Annotated in this window: 17 protein-coding genes; 4 read left to right on the forward strand and 13 right to left on the reverse strand. The window is 52.6% G+C overall.

The window, feature by feature from the left end:
* Nucleotides 1–18 precede the first annotated feature (18 nt).
* Together rdgB and rph are read right to left on the reverse strand one after the other, a co-directional pair.
* Nucleotides 19–660: an RdgB/HAM1 family non-canonical purine NTP pyrophosphatase gene (gene rdgB / locus PJE062_RS15175; RefSeq protein ID WP_008550688.1), complete on the reverse strand. Its 642-nt coding sequence runs from the start codon at nucleotides 658–660 to the stop codon at nucleotides 19–21.
* The gene (gene rph / locus PJE062_RS15180; protein ID WP_008550448.1) at nucleotides 660–1,379 is read right to left on the reverse strand and encodes a ribonuclease PH; all 720 of its coding nucleotides are present in this window, start codon (nucleotides 1,377–1,379) and stop codon (nucleotides 660–662) included. Before rph ends, rdgB begins: the two co-directional genes overlap by 1 nt.
* A gap of 191 nt (nucleotides 1,380–1,570) precedes the next feature.
* Here rph and hrcA point away from each other — a divergent pair, with 191 nt between their 5' ends.
* Nucleotides 1,571–2,656 (forward strand): heat-inducible transcriptional repressor HrcA, encoded by a 1,086-nt coding sequence (gene hrcA / locus PJE062_RS15185; RefSeq protein WP_050773931.1) that lies wholly within the window; start codon nucleotides 1,571–1,573, stop codon nucleotides 2,654–2,656.
* Nucleotides 2,657–2,672: 16 nt separating this feature from the next.
* Nucleotides 2,673–3,491 (forward strand): molybdopterin-synthase adenylyltransferase MoeB, encoded by an 819-nt coding sequence (locus tag PJE062_RS15190; protein WP_008550625.1) that lies wholly within the window; start codon nucleotides 2,673–2,675, stop codon nucleotides 3,489–3,491.
* A gap of 184 nt (nucleotides 3,492–3,675) precedes the next feature.
* On the opposite strand, the gene PJE062_RS15195 is transcribed toward PJE062_RS15190, so the two are convergent.
* From PJE062_RS15195 to PJE062_RS15215, 5 genes are all read right to left on the reverse strand, one after another.
* On the reverse strand, nucleotides 3,676–5,826 hold the full coding sequence (locus PJE062_RS15195; protein WP_008550513.1) for a TonB-dependent receptor domain-containing protein: 2,151 nt from the start codon (nucleotides 5,824–5,826) through the stop codon (nucleotides 3,676–3,678).
* Nucleotides 5,827–6,060: 234 nt separating this feature from the next.
* Entirely contained in the window at nucleotides 6,061–6,765 is a 705-nt protein-coding gene (gene aqpZ, locus PJE062_RS15200) for an aquaporin Z (RefSeq protein ID WP_008550731.1), read from the reverse strand.
* A gap of 162 nt (nucleotides 6,766–6,927) precedes the next feature.
* A complete protein-coding gene (locus PJE062_RS15205) occupies nucleotides 6,928–8,376 on the reverse strand; it encodes an MFS transporter (RefSeq protein ID WP_008550602.1) in 1,449 nt (482 codons plus the stop codon).
* A 221-nt stretch (nucleotides 8,377–8,597) separates the two neighbouring features.
* On the reverse strand, nucleotides 8,598–9,194 hold the full coding sequence (wrbA, locus tag PJE062_RS15210; protein ID WP_008550216.1) for an NAD(P)H:quinone oxidoreductase: 597 nt from the start codon (nucleotides 9,192–9,194) through the stop codon (nucleotides 8,598–8,600).
* 124 nt (nucleotides 9,195–9,318) lie between these two features.
* Entirely contained in the window at nucleotides 9,319–10,647 is a 1,329-nt protein-coding gene (locus PJE062_RS15215; protein ID WP_008550272.1) for an NAD(P)/FAD-dependent oxidoreductase, read from the reverse strand.
* Between the two features lie 406 nt (nucleotides 10,648–11,053).
* Here PJE062_RS15215 and PJE062_RS15220 point away from each other — a divergent pair, with 406 nt between their 5' ends.
* Nucleotides 11,054–12,862: a M2 family metallopeptidase gene (locus PJE062_RS15220; protein ID WP_008550431.1), complete on the forward strand. Its 1,809-nt coding sequence runs from the start codon at nucleotides 11,054–11,056 to the stop codon at nucleotides 12,860–12,862.
* A 215-nt stretch (nucleotides 12,863–13,077) separates the two neighbouring features.
* Here the strand turns inward: PJE062_RS15220 and PJE062_RS15225 are convergent, their stop codons facing one another.
* From PJE062_RS15225 to PJE062_RS15240, 4 genes are all read right to left on the reverse strand, one after another.
* Complete coding sequence (locus tag PJE062_RS15225) at nucleotides 13,078–13,350, reverse strand: hypothetical protein (RefSeq protein WP_008550263.1); 273 nt, start codon at nucleotides 13,348–13,350, stop codon at nucleotides 13,078–13,080.
* Between the two features lie 280 nt (nucleotides 13,351–13,630).
* On the reverse strand, nucleotides 13,631–14,995 hold the full coding sequence (locus PJE062_RS15230) for a hypothetical protein (protein WP_008550362.1): 1,365 nt from the start codon (nucleotides 14,993–14,995) through the stop codon (nucleotides 13,631–13,633).
* Nucleotides 14,996–15,877: 882 nt separating this feature from the next.
* Nucleotides 15,878–18,820: a DNA polymerase I gene (gene polA, locus PJE062_RS15235; RefSeq protein WP_008550146.1), complete on the reverse strand. Its 2,943-nt coding sequence runs from the start codon at nucleotides 18,818–18,820 to the stop codon at nucleotides 15,878–15,880.
* A 127-nt stretch (nucleotides 18,821–18,947) separates the two neighbouring features.
* Nucleotides 18,948–19,604 carry a TetR/AcrR family transcriptional regulator gene (locus PJE062_RS15240; protein WP_247643129.1) on the reverse strand — a complete coding sequence of 219 codons (657 nt, stop codon included), beginning with the start codon at nucleotides 19,602–19,604 and terminating at the stop codon, nucleotides 18,948–18,950.
* 32 nt (nucleotides 19,605–19,636) lie between these two features.
* Between PJE062_RS15240 and PJE062_RS15245 the strand changes: the two genes are divergently transcribed.
* On the forward strand, nucleotides 19,637–20,407 hold the full coding sequence (locus PJE062_RS15245; protein ID WP_008550533.1) for an SDR family NAD(P)-dependent oxidoreductase: 771 nt from the start codon (nucleotides 19,637–19,639) through the stop codon (nucleotides 20,405–20,407).
* Nucleotides 20,408–20,498: 91 nt separating this feature from the next.
* On the opposite strand, the gene PJE062_RS15250 is transcribed toward PJE062_RS15245, so the two are convergent.
* Nucleotides 20,499–20,978, reverse strand: coding sequence for a hypothetical protein (locus PJE062_RS15250; protein WP_008550345.1), 480 nt, complete (start codon nucleotides 20,976–20,978; stop codon nucleotides 20,499–20,501).
* A complete protein-coding gene (locus tag PJE062_RS15255; protein WP_037037213.1) occupies nucleotides 20,975–21,751 on the reverse strand; it encodes a DUF2092 domain-containing protein in 777 nt (258 codons plus the stop codon). Before PJE062_RS15255 ends, PJE062_RS15250 begins: the two co-directional genes overlap by 4 nt.
* Between the last annotated feature and the right edge of the window lie 166 nt (nucleotides 21,752–21,917).

Here is a 21,917-nt window from a genome sequence, read left to right on the forward strand (position 1 = left end):
ACTTTTCAGGAACGCGTATTACGCCGGCAAGCACTCTTTCTGAAACTTAACAAAGGCGCGGGCGCGATGAGACAGGGCCTCGCCTTCCTTCGTTGTGTGTTTTTCTTGTTTGTCCATTTCGCCGAAGGTTCTGTCGAACCCTTCTGGTACGAACATTGGATCGTAGCCGAAACCTTCCAGACCGCGTGGTGGCCAGGCAAGCTCGCCGTGGATTTCACCACGGTAGAACTGGGTGTGACCATCCGGCCAAGCCATGCACAGCACAGCGACGAAGTAAGCGGTGCGATCTGTTGCGCCAGTTTCTGTCAGCTTGTCCTGCACAGACTGCATGGCAACGCCGAAGTCTTTGCCCGGCCCTGCCCAGCGTGCGGAATAGATGCCCGGATCGCCGTTCAGGCCGTTTACACAAAAACCGCTATCATCTGCAAGAGCTGGCAGGCCGGTTGCCGTTGCTGCCGCCAAAGCCTTGATTGCCGCGTTTGCTTCGAATGTATCGCCATCTTCTACCGGTTCTGGCAGGTCCAGATCACCAGCAGAGAGAACTTCAAAGCCGTGCGGGGCAAGCATATCCTGAATTTCGCGCAGTTTGCCTTTGTTGTGGCTGGCAAGCACAAGCTTGCCAGGTTCCAGGCGGCGACTTTCTGTTGTTTCTGCCTGCATTAGAGCACCGTCAGCTTCTGCAGCTCAACCAGTTTGGAAATGGACTGTTTTGCAAGGCCCATGAGCTGGCCGAGTTCTTCTTCAGAGAATGGCTCACCTTCAGCAGTGCCCTGAATTTCAACGATGCCGCCTTTGCCAGTCATGACGAAGTTTGCATCGGTGTCAGCAGAAGAGTCTTCTGCGTAGTCCAGATCAGCAACCGGAGTGCCTTCGTAGATGCCGCAGGAGATTGCTGCGATGTGGTCTTTCAGAACCTTGTCGGTCTTGACCATGTCGCGCGCTTCCATCCACTTCAGGCAATCATGCAGAGCAACCCATGCGCCGGTGATGGACGCTGTGCGGGTGCCGCCGTCTGCCTGAATGACATCACAGTCAACGGTGATCTGACGCTCACCCAGCGCACCCAGATCAACAACAGCACGCAGAGAACGGCCAATAAGACGCTGGATTTCCTGAGTACGGCCAGACTGCTTGCCTGCGGAGGACTCACGGCGCATACGATCGTGTGTTGCACGTGGCAGCATGCCGTATTCTGCTGTGACCCAACCACGGTTCTGACCACGGAGCCACGGCGGAACACGCTCTTCCAAACTTGCTGTACACAGAACGTGGGTATCGCCGAATTTGATCAGGCAAGAGCCTTCGGCATGCTTTGCAACACCGCGCTCCAGGCTGACTGGACGCATTTCTTCAGGTGTACGTTTGGATGGACGGTTCAAGGTAAGCTCCCTCGGGTTGCTTAATAGCTATAATCTCACAAATGGTATTGCGGATCTTTTAGCTGCGGATTGCCGCAAGCGCAAAGACTGGTTTTGGTTTGGGAGCTGATTTTCTGCGAAAATTGCGTTTTGGCTGTTCAGTTGTCCTGTGCTAGGGATTGAAGGAGGCCTTTGCCCGAAACCTGCTGTTGATGTGGAGTACCGAAACCGTGACGAGCGTTCCTCCTTCTGTCCCTCTTGAGGATCTTGATGAGCGTTCCCGCGAGATCTTCCGGCGCATCGTTGAAAACTACCTTGATACTGGTGAGCCGCTTGGCTCCCGTAACCTTGCACGCGGCCTTTCCCAGCCTCTTTCTCCCGCCTCCATTCGCAATGTGATGGCAGATCTGGAGCATCATGGGCTGCTCTATTCCCCGCATACCAGCGCAGGCCGCTTGCCTACACAGTCGGGATTGCGCCTGTTCGTGGATGGTTTCCTTGAAGTGGGTGACCTGACCAAGGAAGAACGCCAGCAGATTGCTGTTCAGGTGAAGGCTAAGGGCGGAGATAAAACGCCGGAACAGGTGCTGACGGAAGCCAGCCAGATGCTCTCTGGTTTGAGCCGAGGGGCAGGGGTTGTTCTTTCCAACAAGACCGACACAACGCTTCGCCATATCGAGTTTGTGCAGATTGAGCCGCTGAAAGCGCTCGTCGTGCTGGTGAGCGAGGATGGCTCGGTCGAAAACCGTGTTGTTGATCTGCCTGCTGGCCTGCCGCCTTCCGCTCTGACAGAAGCTTCTAACTACCTGAACTCCATCATCCGCAACCGTACGCTTGCCGAGGCGCAATCTGAGCTTGTTCGGCAGCGAAACGAGTTTCAGGCAGAGCTGGATACACTCACCTCTAAGGTGGTGGATGCAGGTGTTGCTGTTTGGGGTGGAGACAAGAATGATCCCGGTACGCTAATCGTGCGGGGGCGCTCCAACCTGCTGGAAAACGTGGGCGCAAAGGAAGATCTGGAGCGCATTCGTCTGTTATTTGATGACCTTGAAAACAAGAGCGAGCTGATACGGCTGCTGGATCTTGCCAAGGGCGGTGAAGGCGTACGTATTTTTATCGGCTCGGAAAACAAGCTGTTCTCGCTTTCCGGTTCTTCCTTGATCGTTTCCCCATACCGCGATAGTGAACAGCGCGTTGTGGGCGTGCTTGGTGTTATCGGGCCGACTCGTCTCAACTATGCGCGTGTCATTCCCATGGTGGATTACACAGCCCGACTGGTGAGCCGCCTGCTCGGCTAAACTATTGGAGTCCCACTTGCTTTCCCTTACAGCTTCTGAACTGGAACGTTACGCTCGTCATATCGTCCTGCGCGATGTTGGCGGCCCAGGACAACAAAAACTAAAAGCTGCGCGTGTTCTGGTGATTGGAGCAGGGGGACTTGGTGCTCCGGTTCTGCAATACCTTGCCGCGGCGGGTGTTGGTACCATCGGCATTGTTGATGATGACGTTGTATCTCTCTCCAACCTTCAGCGTCAGATCATTCATGATACTGAGAAACTTGGGGAGCCAAAGGTTGCCAGCGCGGCGGAAGCGATTGCGCGTCTGAACCCGAATGTACGCGTCGTTCCGCATCCGACCCGCATTAACGGGCAGAATGCGATGGCGCTGATCAATGACTACCATATCGTCGTTGATGGCTCTGATAACTTTGCTACCCGCTACCTCGTTTCGGATGCGTGTTTTTATGCCGGACGTCCTTTGGTTACCGCTGCTGTGGGGCAGTTTGACGGGTCTGTTACGCTGCTGAAGCCCTACGTACAGGATGATGACGGCAACTACATTAACCCAACCTACCGCTGTCTTTTCCCGAAACGCCCTGAAGCTGGCTCGATCCCAACCTGTACCGAAGCAGGCGTGCTGGGTGCATTGACCGGCCTTGTCGGTACGCTTCAAGCTCTTGAGGTAATCAAAGAGATTGTTGGGTTTGGTGAAGGCCTGATCGGGCGCATGCTGCTGGCTGATACCCTGAGCATGCATTTTGAGACCATCAAATACAAACGCTCCAAGAAAAACCCACTTAACGGCGACAGTCCAAAGACCTGGGCCGAAATGCTGGAAGCGGAGCACGGCTAAGCCACTCTCGTCATTACCTAAAGCGGCCCTCACTTTTCAGCGATACGCTGCAAAAAGAAAGCGGCGGAGAATTGCTTCCCCGCCGTCTCCAGCCCTCCGCCACAAAGGGCCTGGCCTCATTCAGGCAAATCTGTCTCACCAGCATTGCCAAACGCACTGCTCTCACAGCGCGCCGAAAAGAGGCTTAGAATTTAAGCGTTCTTGCCAAAGAAAGCTTGAAGTCACGACCTTTTGCAGGTGTGCTGGTTACAAGGTAGTTCTCATAGTGCTTATCAAATACGTTATCTACGCGAGCAGTCGCTTCAAGGCCTTTGAAAAGGCCCTCTGTTGGTTTCCATGTCACAAACAAGTCGTGTTCGGCGAAGCCTTTTGTTGAACGTGTCGCTCCACTGGTAGGTCGATCAACTGCATCGACAAAGCGTCCATCCCAGCCAAATCGCAGATCATACTCTGGAAGTTTACCACCAACAGTCAAATACAGTTCGTCAGGCGCAATACGATCTGCAACAGGGTGCGTGTTTGCCACGCCAGAGCTTCGTGTCAGGTTTAAACCTGCGTCTGCAAACACAAACTGGGCATCGTAACTAGCTTCAATCTCAACACCATAAACTCGGCCATTCGATCCGTTCTCCCAAGGAGCAATAGTAACATCAGTGGGGCCAGATCGACCAGGCACAATATCAATAACTGTTGTGCCACGTTCAATGATATTGGAGATGTAGTTATTGTATGCTGTTAGCTTATACGAGAAGGTGTCACCTTCTGACAGAAGGTCATCTAAACGTTGACTGAAGCCAATCTCCAGAGAATGTGATCTCTCATTCTCTAGGTTGCCTTGAACTATTGTGGTGACAGTTCCTGGATTAATGGTCTGATGCACATGCTCAAACCAGCTATATTCTTCATCAATTGTAGGCTGACGCTCACCATATGCGTATGAAGCAAATACCGCAAATCCGTTATTGAACTCATATCGTGGTGCGATAGAAGCCGCAAATGAGAAACCATTTACATCGTCAGGTAAAATAGCCCGAGGATCACCGTCAGAATCTTCCAAGGTTGAGCCAATGGCTTTCATTTGCTTCCATTCGCCACGAAAAGCGGTCGTAAGTGAAAGATTTTTGTTAAACAGTGTTTCATTCTGGGCGAAGAGACCAATCGTTGTCTCATCACCTTCAGGATGCGTATTAACAGAAGTATTATCGAGATCTTCACGACGGCGCTCTTGGAACTTTCCGTCGATACCATGCAGGAAATAGTTCTCATAACCTGCAAAGTTGTATTCAAGTGTGTTTTCTAGTCTTGCCTCATAATACGTGTAACTCATATCAGCATTAATAAACTCATCATCTGAGTTTCTCTGCTTTGAATATGACGCGTTAAAATTCAAGTCCAGCCAAGGATTGGCATCATCTGAATGCTCATAGGAAACCTTGGCGGTTATACCTTCTACAACTCGCTCAGTTCTACTGGATGGGTCAAAAGGAGTCCCTCCCGGCGTAGTAGACGTTTCGCCATCAAAATGAGTATGCTCATAGGAGGCACGGAGGACACGATCACGATTTCCTCCGACGTAATAGGTTGCTTTTGCGAGACCAGACGGAGTGCCTCTATCAGCGAGGAAATGCTCATCTCCATTCCCATCAACTAAGCTTTGGAAATCTCGGAAGTTACCCGCAAAGAGCAGCTCGAGATCTTCTGCCGCTTTTACTGCTGCAATTGCAGTTGTACTGAAGCCCTCTTGGTTGCTGCTGTATGTTCCTTTTAGGCGTAAGGCAGCAGTATCACCTTCTTCCAGATAATCCGAAGCATCTTTCGTGGTAAAACTAACGGTACCACCAATAAGACCTGTTCCATAGAGGATGCTTGACGCAGGCCCACGAAGTACTTCAACACGCTTATAGAGCTCAGGCTCTCCGAAGAACCCACCAAACCGATAAGACTCATAGTATTTTGTTGCGCCATCAACCCGTACCAAAACGCGGCCTTCTTGCCCAGATCCAGTCGATTCAGGCCCAAAGCCGCGGATGTTGAAGTTCTGGCCAAAAATTGAGTCTCCACCTGCAGCGTTTACCCCCGGTACTTTGCCAAACAGTTCACTCGCGGTGCCAACCACGCCTTCATCAATTGCGTCCTGAGTAACGACGGTTACCGCTTGCGGCGTATCAATGGCGACCTTGTCTGTGCCAGCAGAGACAACGATCTCATCAAGCAAAGTGGATGTATCACTTTCTGGATCTGCAGCTTCCTGCGCTGAAACAGCTGCAGAAATCAGGGCGAGCGAGAGGGTCGTGCTGGCCAGGAGGGCCGCACGGGAGTAGCGCGAATTAGACATGATCGCCTCAGTCTGAATTTGTATGGGAGTGGCTGGCTGAGACGCTGCTTTAGCTAGCTTGAGTCTGCATTTTGCAAACGTTGTTTCTAGCTGTGTTTTATAAATATGAGTATAATAGTCAAGTTTTAATTGAGGGGTTTTCCCTAGCTGGGGATTTAATGAGCAGATGTAATAAGCCCTACTCACATCTTTTCAAACGTGAGCAGGGCTAGTTTGTGTTGTAAATTCTGTAGGTTAATCGGTCTCTTCACGCCCGCAGGTGCCGATGATCCAGCAGACTGCTGCTCCGACTAAAGCGCCAACGATTGGGGCAAACCAGAACATCCAGAGCTGCTCAAGAGCCCAACCACCGTTGACGATAGCTGTTGCGGTGGAACGAGCTGGGTTCAAGGATGCACCGGAAATCGGGATTGCGATGATGTGCATGCAGGCCAACATGAGGCCAATGGCAAGTGGTGCAAGGGCTGCGGGAGCCTTTTTCGAGGTTGCTCCGATAATCACGATCAGGAAGAGGGCAGTCACAGTGATTTCCGTAATCGCCACTGCGATTTCAGAGAAGCCACCGTTGGAGTGTTCTCCATAGCCGTTGGAGGCGAAGCCTGGAGGATCACCGGGGCCGTGGGCGAGAATGGTCCAGAACACGAAGGCGGCGGCAGTGCCGCCGATGACCTGGGCGATGATGTAGGGAATTACATCTGCGGTTGGGAACCGCTTGGCGGCCCATAGGCCGATGGTCACCGATGGATTGAAATGAGCACCTGAGACATTGCCAAAAGCGTAGGCCATACAAACAACTGAAAGACCAACAGCAAAAGCCACACCCAGCAGGCCAGATCCGCCATACCATTCAACCGGTGCGTAAGAAACCAATGCCCCGCCGCACACCGCGGAGACCAGAGCAAAGGTTCCTACAAATTCTGCGCCAAGTTTCCTCAACATGACACTTCTCCTCATATTGTTCTGAGGGTGGTATCACAGTGAGATTGCCAACTTACGTTTACGGTAACCCGCAATCTAATAATTGCCTTAAGCAAGCATTGCTAGATCTTTAGGAGAAACAAGGATCACACTGGCGCTCTAAAACTATTTCTCTTCAATGTCTTAAGTCTGAGCTTGTGCCTCTTCCATACCGTGACTGGCGTGCCACTTGGTGATCTTGCGCGCACTGAAAAATCCGAGAACACCGAAAACAGCAAAGCTGGAGAAGAGCCAGAAGGCTGAATTGGCGATGCCAGCGGTGCCAACAGTGCTGTTAAAGCCGGTTGAGTTGGCAATGAGGCCCGCGAGCGCTGTTCCGAATGCAACTGCGAAGGTCTGCACGGTTGCCAGTGCGGAAGCGGCATTTTCCTTGTCATCATCAGGCGTCAAGTGAAGCGCGAATACGCCCAGATGTGGCCAGCCGATACCAATGCCGGCACCGATGCAGATGAGAGCGAGGGTGATTACTACCAGCGCCATGAGGTTTCCTGCAGTGCCAATCGGCAGAACGACGGCCAGTGTTATCAACCCAATGGCCATGAGAACAGGACCGACGTTCACGACGCGGCGCATGGCCTGATCTGTAAAGCGGGCACTATAGACCTCCATGGACGCCCACCCAATTGAAACCGTTGCTGCAATGTATCCAGCCCATAACGGAGAAACAGCGAACAGCTTCTGGAGATAGAACGGCATGAAGAATTCCGTGTTCACGCAGAGGATCAAGAGCGCCATGCTGGCAAACACAAAGAACAACGGCGAGCCCCACTCCAAGGCTCCTTTTGGAAAAAGCCGAGTAGATGCCTTCTTCTCGCGTTTCATCAGGGTGAGGATCATTGCAATGGACAGGGCAAAGCCGAGAACGCTCCAGATGATGCCTTCAAACACGCTGGTGATGGAGAGCACGAGCACGGATCCTGCGAGAAGAGCCAGCTGACCAAGCGGGATTGGGTGCTCTGAGCCGCCGTTTTCCTGATGCTTTGGCAAAAGGGCGAGCGTCGCCATGATGTACAGAATCGTCACCGGAACGAGGACACCGAAACCTGCACGCCAGACGCCAAGCTCGGCAAAAATGCCGCCAATGGCGGGGCCGAACAGGGTTGTGATGCCCCATGTGCCGGAAAGAAGCGCGAAGGCACGGGACCAGAGACGCTCCGGATACATGAAAGCGATCATGGAATAGCAGAGGGTAAAGATGAGGCCGCCGCCAGCCCCCTGAACAGACCGCCCCAGAAGCATGACGCCCATATTAGGGGCGATGGCTGCCAGTGCACTGCCTGTCATGAACACAACAGCTGCCAGAAAGAATGAATGCCGGGCGCCAATACGTTGCAGCACTTTGCCTGCTACGGCTGCACTGAGGATTGCAGCGAGAATGAAAAGGCTGGTGTTCCATGCATAATAGTCCAGCCCGCCGATATCTGCGGTGATGGAGGGGAGCATGGTTGCGGAGATGTAAGTGTTCACTGCGTGCAGCGCGATCCCACCAGAAAGGACCAGTGAAGCAACAGCTTGCTTGCCCGTGAATATTTCAGCCCAACTGCTGTTGGCGCTTGCGCCCGGTTCCTGCATTTCAGTTCCTTTCAAGAACGATCTGACCAGCGGATTCTTATATTTTTTGCTGGCGTTTTGGGGCGTTCTAGCTCCTCAAGTTAAGTTGAGGTCAAGGACAAATTTCGAGAAATCTTATCAGTTTTTGAAGCGGAAATGCAGGCCTCTCGGGATTTAACACAACTCGCGGACAAGCCCCCTCAATACCTCGTTTGTATCTCGGCGACTGCCTTGCAGGAGTGTCAGGCGCTGAGTTTTTTCGCGATTTCGGCGACGTGTTTCCCTTGATAACGAGCCATGTTCAGCTCTTTTTCCTTTGGCTTCAGCGCCCCGTCTCCCCCGGCAATAGTTCCTGCTCCGTAAGGCGAACCACCCAGCACCTCCGAAATATCCGAGATTTCTGGGCAGGTGTAGGGCAATCCGACGATGACCATTCCCTGATGGGCGAGGGTGGTCCAGAACGAGCTGATGGTTGTTTCGTTGCCTGAGCCGGTTCCGGTGGATGTAAACACGCTGCCAACCTTGCCTGCCAGTTTGCCCTGAACCCATAGGCCGCCAGTCTGATCCAGAAAGCTGCGCATCTGAGATGCCATGTTGCCGAAGCGGGTTGGGGTGCCAAAGATGATGGCATCATAATCAGCGAGCTCATTTGGCTCAGCGATTGGAGCTGGTTGATCCAGTTTGAAGTTGTGTGCCCGCGCGACATCTTCCGGCGTCAATTCTGGCACACGTTTGATGGTTGCCGTTGCTCCAACCGCTTCAACACCCTCAGCCATCGCGTTGGCGAGCGTTTCGATATGCCCGTAGGTGGAATAGTACAGGATCAGAACTTTGGTCATGCGTGCTCCTACAGGAAACGATAGCTGAGTAGCTGGTCATCAAGTCCTGCAACACTACAAAAACCGTAGTTTGATCCTATCCAGAGATTATGGGGCTATGAGATCGCCTTGGGCCGTCAGCTCTCTAAAGAACCTTTGAGATTTCCTCGGCAACGATGAGGCCGGATTTGTGGGCGCCAGCGATGGTGGACCAATCATCATCACTCATGGCCTCACCTGCGAACCAGATGCGGTCGGCTATGTTTTCGCGCATCTCATCTCTTGCCCAGAACCCACCAGGCTTGGCTGCAGCATAGGAGCCGTAGGTGTAAGGATCGTGCAGCCAGTCGTAGCTGTTGGACTCTACGATGTATTTTTCGATGTGGTTGCCAAACATCCGTTTCAGTTCTGAAACGACAAAGTCATAGGCTGCGTTGTTGCCTGCTTCGAGCAGGTGTTTGGCGAAATCTCCGCCCATATCAAAATAGCAAAGATCTGTGCCGCCTGCGTTGGTGAGCGCACCGAAGGCTTTGGGAGAGCCGTCAACTTCTTCATCCACTTTGTAGTTGAAGTAGGCATCAGCTCCGGTGCCGAAGATGTTTTTGCTCATCTGTAGGCCGACATGGAAGTAGTGGCCCATTGGAAGCTCTTGAATTGCTTCCTGTTTTCTTACCGGAAGCGGAGGATCGAACTCAATATCACCGGAGGCCAGCACACCTGTTGAGACGGTGACCACAACCGCCTTTGCTGTGATGGTGCCTTCGCTGGTTTCGACAGTTACACCTTGCCCGCCCCAGCGGATTTTCTCTGCCGTTACATCGGTTTGTACAGCAACATCACGGGCGGAGTGCTGAAACAGAGTGCCGATGCCTTGTCTGCAATAGAAGTCACTGCCGCCTGCTGCGGTGTACCAATCCACGCAGGAGAAGCTGTCGAGATCCTTGGCGATTTCGTAGGCACCGATGAGGAAGTCCACGGTCAGGCCCCAATCTCCCAGATCCGGAATGATGGAAGCGGGAGAGACGTCCAGTTCATCGCGGCCAGCACGCCACATGGCACGGAGGGCTTTGCGCTGTGCTTGAAAAAACGCTGCTTGTTCAGAGTCATTTATCGGGCGATCGCCGACATACATGAGGGTTTCATCAGGTGCGCGGTAGATATCAAAGCCGTTGGCGAGGCCATAATCTGCAAAGGGGTTGTTTTCCCGGTTGTGAAGGCGAGAGGCGCCCATATCGAAGGGAACACCGAAACTCTCGTTATCAGTCAGAATTCTTCCGCCGATACGACCCGATGCCTCTATGGTGATGACTGAGTAGCCACGGCTCTTCAATGCTCGAGCGGTAGAAATGCCAGCGGCACCAGCTCCGATGACCACCACATCTGTATCCGTTGCCTGAGCGCGCCCAATGAAGAGGGGAGCAGCGGAAAAGGCAGCGGCGGAGAGCAGGAGCTGTCGTCTGGAGATCTCTGTCATGTTCTACTCAGATTAAGAGGGATCGTGACCCTTAGAGGGATTAAACACAGCACATATAGACAGACAAGTGAACGTTGCGTGATCGTTTTTGCCTGGGTGACAGAACGCTTGCTTTTGGTGATTCACGATGGTGACCATTGCGCACCAGAAACGATGTACTGAGCCGCAATGGTTAGCCAGCTTCAGTAATAGACATAGAGCTGCTGAAGAGAACTAAGTGGTTGCAATTTACCATTGATGCACGTGCAATAATTTTGCGATTTTATCGTCAAAATAGGATAAATATCGCGGATAAACGGGCTAGACTTACAGGATAAAACCCTTACCGTAACGGCATAACAGAGAGATTATGCATAAGAAATACATTTGAAATCTCTTAAGTACGCCATGGTTGGGGGAGGCTCTCATGAAGCGTTTTTTATCTGTGTTGCCTGCACTTTCGCTTGCGCTTATTCCGCTGAGTGCAGCGCAGGCTGAGGGGGAGAAGGCCGTTACGGTTGAGGATGCGAAAGCATTCATCGAGTCCTCAGAAAAAGCCATTCAGGAGATTGGAGAGGAAGCTGGCCGCATTGCGTGGGTGAATGCCAACTTCATCACTTATGACACCAACTGGCTGAACGCATTGATGTCTGAGCGGACCACGAAACTTTACGTATCACTCGCCAACCAGACAAAGCAGTTTGATGGGCTTGATCTTCCGCCCGATCTTGCCCGCAAAATGAAGCTTTTGAAGCTGAATCTGACACTGCCTGCGCCTGAAAACGACCCTGCCAAGATCAAGAAGCTTGCTCAGCTCAATACCGAGATGGAAACCATCTATGGCACCGGCAAGTATGAGATTGATGGTGAGGCGCTGTCTCTTTCCAAGCTGAGCCGCATCATGGCGACCAGCCGTGACTACGATAAGCTGCTGGAGGTCTGGAAAGGCTGGCGCACTGTTTCTCCGCCTATGAAGGACATGTACGCGGAGATGGTTGGTATCGCCAATCAGGGTTCTCAGGAGCTTGGCTTCAAAGACACTGGCTCCATGTGGCGTTCCAAATACGATATGGATCCGGATGATTTCCGTCAGGATGTTGATCGCCTGTGGGGTGAGGTGAAGCCACTTTACGACAGCCTGCATTGCTATGTGCGTGGCAAGCTGGTGGATCATTACGGGGCCGATAAAGTGCCTGCGGATGGGCCAATCCCTGCGCATTTGCTGGGCAACATGTGGGCGCAATCCTGGGGCAACATCTATCCGCTGGTTGCGGCTGATGGGGACGATCAGGGCTATGACCTGACCAAACTTCTGGAAGAGCAGAACTATACGCCGCTGAAAATGGTGCAAACGGCAGAAGGTTTCTTCACTTCACTTGGCTTTGATAGGCTGCCTGAGACCTTCTACGAGCGCTCATTGATCACCGAGCCGCGCGACCGGGATGTGCAGTGTCATGCATCTGCCTGGAACGTGGATGGCAAAGAGGATCTGCGCATCAAGATGTGTACCGAGGTGACGGGGGAGGACTTCAACACCGTTCACCATGAGCTGGGGCACAACTTCTACCAGCGTGCATATAACCACCAGTCGCCCATGTATCAGGATGACCCGAATGACGGGTTCCATGAGGCGATTGGCGATATGGTGAGCCTTTCTATCACGCCTAAGTATCTGAAACAGATTGGCCTTCTGCCTCTGGATGCTTCAGAGGAGGTGAACACCAACATTTTGATGGCGCAGGCGCTGGATAAGATCGCGTTTCTGCCGTTTGGCCTGCTGGTGGATCAGTGGCGCTGGAAGGTGTTCAACGGTGAACTGACGCCAGAGACCTACAATGACGGTTGGTGGGAGCTTCGTGAGAAGTATCAAGGTGTTGCTGCACCAGTTGAGCGGGCAGCGGATGCATTTGATCCAGGTGCCAAGTATCACATTCCAAACAATGTTCCGTACACCCGCTACTTCCTCGCGCATATCTTCCAGTTCCAGTTCTACCGTGAGGCCTGCCGCATTGCTGGTTGGGAAGGACCACTGGCTGCGTGTTCCATCTATGGCAACAAGGAAGTTGGCAAGAAATTCAATGCGATGCTGGAAACGGGCTCCGCTCTGCCGTGGCAGGACAGTCTGGAAGCTTTCACTGGCAGCCGTGAGGCCGATGCGACCGCTATTCTTGAGTATTTTGCTCCGCTCAAAGCCTATTTGGATGAGCAGAACAAAGACAAATCCTGCGGCTGGTAGACCAGCAAGGTAATCCTGCCGGCCTTGATGCCCTACAAGTCCGCCGGATATTATCAAACCCCGTCTTTCATGGCGGGGTTTGTTTTGTTTGGAAGCTTGCTGGAGCAAAGCGCTGGCCTGCGGATGGGTGGTGGAGCCGCAGACCAGCAGGGCGCCCATGAGAGGTGATCGTGCGGGGTGTAATGGCAGACACCTCAGGCACCGATCACAGTGACTTATTCAAGAAGCGTAAGGTTGGAATTTATTGGCTGCGGATGGGCGACCCGCTCCAAAATTCCGCAGGTCTTTCTTAGTGCTTCCAGTCGGTCGCGTAAGGCATAATGCAGAGTAAACAGGGCATCGCGTTCGCAGCTTTGTTGCATCCGCTCATTCAGCACTAATTGCTGCATATAAGCCAGATTTTCCAAATCTGAGACGGCTATGATGACCTGATCAATTTCATTTTGAAGAGTGTTTTTGGCGCTACATGCGCATGCGGTGTCGTCCATTCTCAATCCCTCTGTCTTTAGGGTGTTGAAGGACCGCGACGACAACAGGCTTGTGATGGCCCGCTGGCGAGCGGGAGGTTCACAACCTGTAAGACAGACAGGCGAGTTTATTCCCCCCCGAAGGAGGTGTTGTATTCACCGCCCTCCCGCTCATAGCAAAGGGTTTGCGCGCTACCTATAAAGCAGGCACAAAAAATCCGCCAGTGACGGGAGCGGTAACCGCTGTCTTAGAGAGGTTGTGAAGCCTCGAAAAACAGGATGGCCGCAGATGCATGCGGTGTCAATGGGGAGATGCTGCAGGTGGGGGGAGGGATCCTACATTGATGCAAGAAACGAGAAATTTAGCTAGGCAATCCCACATTGAAATTAGATGCTCTGGAGAAGCAACAAAACGACTCGAATGAACGTAACGGTGTAGAGTATCTGCCGACATTAAAGCTTCACCATTTTGGAACTTCTTAATCTCAAGGCCTTCCTTCTTGGTAAGAGTGCCATCCGCTTGGAAGTAATCTGTCACTTTCTTGATTTTATTAGCCAATTTATCATTTGGATGTGTATCAATATTAGTAACTGAAATCGCATGATCAATACTGATTTCGAGAAGAACTCGAAAAACGACTGAAATGGCATTAGAATGCTTACTTAACAGGAGTGAAAACTGCAGTTCATCCCATATGCTCTTATGCTTTTGTGTCGCTGCTTGCCATAAGATACCATACTCAACTTGAGGAATTAGTGTTGTTCTACTCTGTTGCTTTACGGCTGCAGGCTTGTTTTCCTTTGGTTTCGATTCTGTTCTCTTTTTCTCAATGGGCTCCTCAAGCTTTTTTGCTATTAATGGCTGCTCAAGCGCGTCATGTGCATTTGGCAACACACCTTCGACAGCCAATTGATTTAAGTAAGCTTTCTTTTTTGGAGCATCCCAAAGATCGCTTAAAACAATCTTCCGACTTGTTAAATCTTGAGATATTTTAGTTAATGCTTTTGTTGATGTTTCTTGATCATGCGTAAAATGCAATTTTCCATCAACTATACTTATACCAGCTAGATTCCTATATTGCTCAGATGAGAATAGCCTGTTCATCGTTGATCGAGGAATCTGCCTATCATTAGGAAGAAGATTGTTTTTACTTAGATATTCTTCAACTTGTTCAGCGACATCATATTTGGCTTGCTTTCCTGTACGCACGATAAAGTTTCGTTGCATACGATCATCCCAAGTTGACTGCCCAACTCCATTTTGAGAACCTGTATGTCGTCGAAACAGTATGTCATCAATCCGATCTCGCTCTTTTTCGACCTGACAAGTTACTCTGTCCAGCGGAGCTCCATTCCACTCTTGATACAAGCTGCTGAAAAACTTTTGTAGTTTAAGAGTTGGAGCTAAATTCGGAAAAGCAATCAACTTTAAGCAAGTAACACGCCGGTTCCCGTCAAAAACGATAAACCTATCGCCTTCCGGACAAACTAACGGAAGCTCAAAAACTTGCCTTTGGTCAGTAATATCCTTTGCAAGGTTCTTCATATGGCTTTCCTTTTGGTCAAAAAGCCAAGTTATTGCCGCGGACTCATCAGCTAACTCGCCGTGTCGGTCATTTGCGCTATTGATGATCAAATCAGTAATTGGAATATCTACGACAGGCATATTCTATTTCCGACAAACGTTGTGTGAAATACATTTCGCAGATACTAACTACAAACCCACCCCGATCAATTGCATTTTTAATTTCAGCAATTTTTAGTAGTAATTTCAGCTACCTTCTGCATGGCCCTTCTTAAGGTAAAATAGCCCAACCATATCTCCAGTGCATTAGTGCTTTACCGCAGACGCCGCTGCAAACTGGACTTCTTATCTTAAAGATCCTTTTCAAGCGCGCGATGACGGCGGAGATCTGAGAACCGCTGTCACTCTCTGACGTCATCCCGGACGAGCGGAGCGGTGATCCGGGACCCAGAGCAGTACGGAACAGCCTTGATGGCCGGGCCAATGAAGTGGTTTCGAAGGAATACCGACGCAAAAGCGGCTGAGTTTAAGGGCATGGCCCATGGATCCCGGCTCGGGGGCCGGGATGACACCGAGGGTGAGGCGCTAGGGCGTGGGGAGGTTCTTGGTTGCGAGTGAGTTTTCTGGAGAATGTGTGATGTTTGCTGGGTCCCGCATTGAGTGTGGGATGACGGTGGTAGGGTTTGGGTTGCCGCCACCCTCTGACGTCATCCTGGAGGAGCGGAGCGGTGATCCGGGATCTAGAGCAGCACGGAGTAGCTTTGATGACAGGGCTGATGAGGTGGCTGCGAAGGAATACCGACGTAAAAGCGGTTGAGTTTGAGGGAACGGTCCATGGATCCCGGCTCGGGGGCCGGGATGACGCCGAGGGGTGTGGCTTGGCGGTTTAGACGCCGTGGTCGGTTGAGAGTGCTGGTGGGGGCTTTGTGAGGGCGGTTTAGGGAGGCCCGGGGTGGTGGTTTGTTGACCCGGGGCTCACTAATCGTAGGAGCTAACTGCTTTGCCTTGAAGGAAAAAGAGGCGCTAGTGCGCCTCTTCCCAGTTGTCTGCGGCTTCTGCTTCCACCTTGAGGGGGACGGAGAGCTGGAGGGCTGGTTCTGTTGCTTTTTCCATGGTGGCGATGACGAGTTTTTTGGTCTCGTCCACCTGATCCTCAGGCAGTTCAAAGATCAATTCGTCGTGCACCTGCAGCAGCATTTGAGCGTCCAGATTTGCCGTTTCCAGAACCTCGTCCATACGCACCATCGCACGGCGGATGATATCTGCCGCAGAGCCCTGAATTGGGGCGTTGATGGCTGCGCGCTCGTAGAACTGGCGCATGTTCGGGTTCTTGGTGTTTACATCCGGATAGTGGGCGCGACGGCCAAAGATGGTTTCAACGTAACCATTTGCATGGACGAACTTTTTGGTTTCTTCCATGTAGTCTTTGATGCCTGGGAAGCGCTCAAAATACGTTTTGATGTAGTCGCCTGCTTCGCCGCGTGCGATGCCCAGCTGGTTGGCGAGGCCGAAAGCGGAAATGCCGTAGATGATGCCGAAGTTGATCGCCTTGGCGCGGCGGCGGACCATTGGGTCCATGCCTTCAATCGGCACACCAAACATCTCGGAGGCTGTCATGGCGTGAATATCGAGCCCATCCGCAAATGCCTGTTTGAGCTGCGGAATATCGGCCATGTGAGCGAGCACGCGCAGTTCGATCTGGCTGTAATCGGCAGAGATGAGCTTTTTGCCCTTTTCCGCGATAAACGCCTGACGGATTTTGCGGCCCTCTGAGGTTCTGATCGGGATGTTCTGGATGTTTGGCTCAGAAGAGGACAAACGACCCGTGGAGGTGGACGCCAGCGAGAACGAGGTGTGGACGCGGCCTGTCTCCTGATTGATGAAGCTCGGCAGGGCGTCGGTGTAGGTGGATTTCAGCTTGCTCAGCTGGCGCCACTCTACGATTTTACTTGGCAGCTCATGGCCTTGAGCGGCCAGATCATCCAGCACGGAGGCAGAGGTGGACCAAGCACCTGTCTTGGTTTTTTTGCCGCCTGGCAAGCCCATTTTGCCGAACAGGATTTCACCCAGCTGCTTTGGCGAACCGACGTTGAAGATTTCACCCGCGACGTCGTGGATTTCGCTTTCCAGACGTGCTGCACCCTGGGCGAACTCACCGGAGAGCAGGGAGAGCATCTGACGGTCGATGGAGATGCCGCGGCGCTCCATTTTGGCCAGTGTTGCCACCATTGGGCGCTCCAGACGCTCATAAACCACGGTCATTTCCTCAGCAGCGAGGCGTGGTTTGAGGATTTTCCAGAGGCGCAGGGTGACGTCTGCATCTTCCGCCGCATAGGCGGTGGCTTTGTCCAGCGGCACCTTATCGAAGGAGATCTGGGATTTGCCGGAGCCGCACACTTCCTTGAACGGGATTGGCGTGTGGTTGAGCCAGCGCTGGGAGAGCTCGTCCATGCCGTTGCCGCCCATGCCCGCGTCGAGCGCGTAAGAGAGCAACATGGTGTCATCAAACGGCGCCATTTCCACGCCGTAGCGCTTGAGCACGAGCCAGTCGTACTTCATGTTCTGCGCAATTTTGAGGACCGCCGGGTCTTCCAGCATTGGCTTGAGCAGGGTGATTGCCTCTGCTAGCGGTATCTGACCTTCCAGCAGCGCACCGCCGCCAAGGAGATCACCTTCGCCGTCCACATGGGCCAGCGGGATGTAGCAGGCTTTGCCCGGCGTGCAGGAGAGGGAGACGCCGACGAGGCCGGATTCCATAGCGTTGAGGGCATCTGTCTCAGTGTCCACAGCCACGTAGCCTACTTCATAGGCTTCCGCTATCCACTCTTTGAGGCGCTCAACTGTGGAAACTGTTTCGTAGGCGGAATTATCTATAGGAAGCGCAGATATTTCAGCTGCAACGTTCTCTGCCAGAGGGGCCGCTGTCCATGCTTTACCCTCAAGTTCTCCCGCAGAATCCTCAGCTTGTTCTGCCGGTTTTGCAGTGCTTTCCCAGCCTTCGATCACAACATCAGCAGCTTCAATGTTTTCCAGCACGGCGCCGGTTTTATCTGCCACTTTCTTGGTGAGGCTGGTGAAGCCCATGGCTTTGAGGAAGCCGACTGCCTGCGCGCCATCAACGTCACAAACGGAGAAGTCTTCAACCGGAGTTTCCACCGGCACGGCTTCTTCCAGCTGCACAAGGCGCTTGGAGATGCGGGCCTGCTCGGCGAACTCGATGAGGTTCTCGCGGCGCTTCTTCTGCTTGATGGTTTCGGCTTGTTCCAGAAGGGTATCCAGATCACCAAACTCGTTGATGAGCAGAGCTGCGGTTTTCAGGCCGATGCCTGGAACGCCCGGCACGTTATCGACGCTATCGCCTGCCAGCGACTGCACTTCGACGACCTTTTCCGGGCCAACTCCGAACTTCTCGAAGACCTCAGGCTTGCCGATGATCTTGTTCTTCATGGTATCGACCATGCCGATCTTATCGGTGACAAGCTGCATCAGGTCTTTATCGCCGGAAACGATGGTGACGCGGGCGCCTTGGGCCTCTGCCTGACGGGCGTAGGTGGCGATCAGGTCATCCGCCTCATATCCCTGCTGCTCAATGGCAGGCACGCCGAATGCGCGCGTTGCCTGACGGATCAGGCCAAACTGCGGGCGCAGATCTTCCGGCGGCGGCGGGCGGTGGGCTTTGTATTCCGGGTAGAAATCGTTTCGGAAGGTTTTGCCGGACTTATCGAAAATCACGGCGAAGTGTGTTGGCTCGTCGCCTTCTTCCTTGGTCGGGCCTTCCTGCATCATTTTCCAGAGCATGTTGCAGAAGCCGGAAACCGCGCCAACGGGCAGTCCGTCGGGCTTGCGAGTAAGCGGCGGCAGCGCGTGATAGGCGCGGAAAATGAAGGTAGAGCCATCGATCAGGATGAGGTGATCGTTCTCTGTGAGAGCTGGGGCAATGGATTGTGTCGACATGGGCTGGATCATGCCCGTCAATTGCGCACAAAGAAAGGGCTATTAACCCTTTTTCAATGATGTTTTAGCGGAGGGTAGGGTTGGATCGGCCTCTGGCTACCTGGCTCTCAACTTCCACCTCACAAAAATGAAGTTACTCTTACTCATCCTGTGGTTCTAACAAAGCTAATGCTTCCAGAATTGCTGAGCGATTATCTTTTGTGGCTGAGTTTGGTAGCCCATCCTCAATAGAGAGCATTGCCAGGCCGTGCACGGCTCCCCACGCTAGCAGGGATTTAGCCGGGATTTCAGCATGTTTTTCATCTTCACCAGCATCGTTCAGCAATAGGCGCGTCATGCGTGCTTCTGCTTCGACTAAATCGACATCGGTCTCATCCAGCAATGCCGTGCGGAACATTGTTTTGAATTTGGCAGGCTCAGAAAGAGCAAAGTCCAGATAGGCCCGCCCCTTAGCGGAAAATACTGAGAGCCCCGCGCTACGCGCTTCAGTGGCTGCCGTTTCCATATGTTCTGCCATTCCCCGATGGGCGCGGACAGCAACTGCCGTCATCACAGCTCGCTTGTCCTTGAAGTGCCTGAAAGCTGCAGCAGAGGAGACACCTGCATGCTTGGCTGCAGCCCGTAAGCTCACTCCCTCAGGCCCCTTCTCAGGCAACTGAGCTTCGACAGCATCAAGAAGCGCCTCACGCAATCGTCCGTGATGATATTCAGATGCGCCCGGAGTTTGTTTTTCTTGCCTCGATGTTACCATTGATAACTTTCCACTTGACCAGATAGCCTCAACCAATGTTACCATCGATAACATATTTGAAATCTGGAGAATTGCTCATGAATTCTGTTTTAATTTCTGGTGCCTCCAAAGGGCTGGGTGCTGCAATGTTAAAAGCTTTTACAGTAAACGGATGGCAAGCGATTGGTACATCTCGCCATGGAGGCACTTTAGAAGAACTTGATGTGTGCGACGAAGATTCTGTGATTGCACTTCGCGACCGCATCAACCTTGTCCCCGACTGTTTGATATTGAATGCGGGTTCTGGCATCGCTGGCCCTATCGAAGTGACAGCTGCTTCCGAAGCCGTTCGACAGATCGACACCAACCTACTTGGCGTTGATAGAATGGTACGCGCCTTTCTTCCTGACATGCGAAAAAGACGAGCAGGAACGATTGTGATTATTGGCTCTATTGCATCACGGCTCCCAATCCCCTTTCAAGCACTTTACAGCGCATCAAAAGCCGCGATTGCGAACTATGCGGCGGCTTTATCAATGGAGGTCGCCCCCTTCGGGCTCCACGTTATGCTGGTGGAACCGGGAGATCATCGAACTGACTTTGGTGCAGCGAGAAGGCGAAGCCCATCCGACAACGACCCGTATGAACCCTCCACAACACGTGCAATTAACAGCATGGCGAAAAGCGAAGAAAGCGGAAATGACCCGGAGCGATTTGCAAATTTAGTCGCTCGTGCTTGCATGTCAAACAAGCCTCCACACCGCCTTACAATTACGACTCCAACAGAACGTATGCTTTTGATTTTATCAGCAATTTTGCCCCGACGAATGATGTTGAAGGCTACGCGAAAAGCATTCTGTCAGGCGTAGAAGTCTAAAACAGAGGATAGGGTGGCCCCGCAGTTGGGTAATGAGTCAGATTGACAATCACAGAGTACACCATGTGTTTCCGGTGGCCCTCTTACGGCTTTTCACCGGGGCGGATGGGATCTGTGGGCTCGGTGTAGGGCATGAAGCCGGTGCGGTTGTTGCGGATAGTGGGTTTGTATTTGCCTTCCGGGCAGATGAAGATGAGTTCATCCTGAATGCGCACTTGCTGGCATTCGTCGCTGAGGTCATAGACGAAGCCGCTGTTATCGCCGCTGAAGTAGTAGTCGTTGGTCGCCGGTTCTTTTCCGTTCTCAGATTTTTGCGCGCCTAGGACGGATTTGTTGCAAAGATCGCGGATCTTTTCGCGGTATTGAGAGGTCCCCAGATCCGTCTTGCCCTCGCGTTTCATGAAATCTTCCTCACACTCAACGACCTCAGCAGGAGTGGCCTGTTTGGGTGGTGGTGGGGTTTCCTGTGCCTGAGCTGCAGAGAAGCTGAAGCCGGAGAGGAGGGCCAGTGTTGCCAGCGTTCTGACGGTGTGGCCGAGGAGGTGGGTGGTGGAGCAACTCATCTTGAGTTCCCTCCGTTTTCTACTGCTGAAAGGGCGGGCAGGCTGAAGCGTTCTGCACCTTCTGGTGCCTGGAACCTGAAGTCTTCTGGCTGCAACTGGGGATCAAGATTCCATCCCCGATATGACAGGTGCGTTTGAGGCAGCCCGCCGATTTCCTTATAGGTGATAATGAGATAGCCGGGCAGGCCGGTGTCTTCGTAGACCCATAACTGCCAATCTACTTCGTCGTTAAAGAAGGCGAGATGATGGGCGACGCCTTCGGGCAGGACTTCGCGGCCTACATAGACGGAGCGAGTTGTCAGCTCATCGACCATCTTGTCCAGCTCCGGGTTGACCAGATCGATACCGGGCAGGGTGAGCTGGAAATCATTGCGCAGGACTTCGATCAACTCTGAGGCGGTGCCGTTGAAATCACCCTGCGTATAGATATTCCGCGTTTTGTCGAAGTATGTGATGATGCCGTCGTCGAGATAGATTTCGCTGACGCCGTTCGGGCGCGGGAGATCGATCTTAAGATCACCCTGACCGAGGATGTTGACCGTGTACTCAAAGACGAAGTTGAGTGGCACCATGTCTTTGAAGATGCGTTCTTCACTGGCATAGACCGTGAACGTCATCTGCTTGATGTCCTGGAACTTTTCGATGGTCTCGTGGAGGATTTGCCGGGCTTTGTCCTCTTTTTGCGCAACAGCCGGGAACGGGCGCAGCTCCAGCCAGCCGATGGCGATCAAAATGAGAAGTAGCGGCAGAACCCTGAGAGCCCCGAGTTTCATGGGTATGTCTTCCCTGATCTTGTCACGCGAATAGCTGTTTCACGGGAAACACTAAGCAAAGACCGGAAAGACCTTCTGAACCCAACCACTAAAATTGGCCGTGCTGTGGCTTGATAGAAAAAGCCCCCGACAGCGGATGCTTCGAGGGCTCACAAAATCAACATTT

Origin of the sequence: Pseudovibrio sp. JE062, from assembly GCF_000156235.1 — a bacterium.
In the GTDB taxonomy this organism is placed as follows: domain Bacteria; phylum Pseudomonadota; class Alphaproteobacteria; order Rhizobiales; family Stappiaceae; genus Pseudovibrio.

Coding starts and splice junctions, on each gene's coding strand:
- rdgB (WP_008550688.1), bottom strand. CDS start 660: ATGCAGGCAGAAACAACAGAAAGTCGCCGCCTGGAACCTGGCAAGCTT.
- hrcA (WP_050773931.1), top strand. CDS start 1,571: ATGTGGAGTACCGAAACCGTGACGAGCGTTCCTCCTTCTGTCCCTCTT.
- PJE062_RS15195 (WP_008550513.1), bottom strand. CDS start 5,826: ATGTCTAATTCGCGCTACTCCCGTGCGGCCCTCCTGGCCAGCACGACC.
- aqpZ (WP_008550731.1), bottom strand. CDS start 6,765: ATGTTGAGGAAACTTGGCGCAGAATTTGTAGGAACCTTTGCTCTGGTC.
- PJE062_RS15205 (WP_008550602.1), bottom strand. CDS start 8,376: ATGCAGGAACCGGGCGCAAGCGCCAACAGCAGTTGGGCTGAAATATTC.
- wrbA (WP_008550216.1), bottom strand. CDS start 9,194: ATGACCAAAGTTCTGATCCTGTACTATTCCACCTACGGGCATATCGAA.
- PJE062_RS15215 (WP_008550272.1), bottom strand. CDS start 10,647: ATGACAGAGATCTCCAGACGACAGCTCCTGCTCTCCGCCGCTGCCTTT.
- PJE062_RS15220 (WP_008550431.1), top strand. CDS start 11,054: ATGAAGCGTTTTTTATCTGTGTTGCCTGCACTTTCGCTTGCGCTTATT.
- PJE062_RS15225 (WP_008550263.1), bottom strand. CDS start 13,350: ATGGACGACACCGCATGCGCATGTAGCGCCAAAAACACTCTTCAAAAT.
- PJE062_RS15230 (WP_008550362.1), bottom strand. CDS start 14,995: ATGCCTGTCGTAGATATTCCAATTACTGATTTGATCATCAATAGCGCA.
- polA (WP_008550146.1), bottom strand. CDS start 18,820: ATGATCCAGCCCATGTCGACACAATCCATTGCCCCAGCTCTCACAGAG.
- PJE062_RS15240 (WP_247643129.1), bottom strand. CDS start 19,604: ATGGTAACATTGGTTGAGGCTATCTGGTCAAGTGGAAAGTTATCAATG.
- PJE062_RS15245 (WP_008550533.1), top strand. CDS start 19,637: ATGAATTCTGTTTTAATTTCTGGTGCCTCCAAAGGGCTGGGTGCTGCA.
- PJE062_RS15250 (WP_008550345.1), bottom strand. CDS start 20,978: ATGAGTTGCTCCACCACCCACCTCCTCGGCCACACCGTCAGAACGCTG.
- PJE062_RS15255 (WP_037037213.1), bottom strand. CDS start 21,751: ATGAAACTCGGGGCTCTCAGGGTTCTGCCGCTACTTCTCATTTTGATC.